The organism is Pseudomonas sp. P7758, from assembly GCF_013386485.1.
GTDB lineage: Bacteria > Pseudomonadota > Gammaproteobacteria > Pseudomonadales > Pseudomonadaceae > Aquipseudomonas.
This window is the reverse complement of the sequence record NZ_JACARS010000269.1, coordinates 1-730: the sequence shown is the minus strand read 5'-3', so window position 1 is coordinate 730 and position 730 is coordinate 1. Positions and strand designations below refer to the sequence as shown.

Sequence of the window (730 nt, the reverse complement as noted above, 5' to 3'; positions counted from 1 at the left end):
TTGATCACCAGCAGGTCGGATTTGCAGATCCCCGGCCCGCCTTTGCGCGGCAGCTTGTCACCGGCCGACACATCGATCACGTAGATGGTCAGGTCCGACAGTTCCGGGCTGAAGGTAGCCGACAGGTTGTCGCCGCCGGATTCCACCAGGATCAGGTCCAGGCCGGGAAAGCGCCGGTTCAGTTGGTCTACCGCTTCGAGGTTGATGGAGGCGTCTTCGCGAATCGCGGTGTGGGGGCAGCCGCCGGTTTCCACACCGATGATGCGCTCGGGCGCCAGGGCCTGGTTGCGCACCAGGAAGTCGGCGTCTTCGCGGGTGTAGATATCGTTGGTGACCACCGCCAGGTTGTAGCGATCACGCAGGGCCAGGCACAGGGCCAGGGTCAGGGCGGTCTTGCCGGAGCCGACCGGGCCGCCGATGCCGACGCGCAGGGGTTGGGTGTTCATGTGATTCTCCAAGATAAAGTGCCCTAGGAACGGAACAGGCGGCTGTACTGGCGCTCATGGGCCATGCACGCCAGGGACAGGCCAAACGCGGCGCTGCCGTAGTGATTGGGGTCAAGCTGGCTGGCGTCCTGCTGGGCTTGTTGCAGCAGCGGCAGCAGTTCGCTGGTCAGGCGCTGGGCGGCTTGTTGGCCCAGAGGCAGCGTCTTCATCAGCACCGCCAATTGGTTTTCCAGCCAACTCCACAGCCAGGCGGCCAAGGCGTCATCCGGGCTGATCTGCCAGGC

2 protein-coding genes are annotated in these 730 nt (G+C 64.7%); both read right to left on the bottom strand.

Annotated elements, in window-relative coordinates; translation table 11 throughout:
* Window positions 1-446, bottom strand: a 446-nt coding sequence (gene ureG / locus HX873_RS31410) for an urease accessory protein UreG (protein ID WP_177123854.1), incomplete at its 3' end; no start/stop codon positions are given.
* Between the two features lie 23 nt (window positions 447-469).
* The coding region (locus tag HX873_RS31405) for an urease accessory protein UreF (protein ID WP_305729313.1) at window positions 470-730 on the bottom strand (261 nt) is incomplete at its 5' end.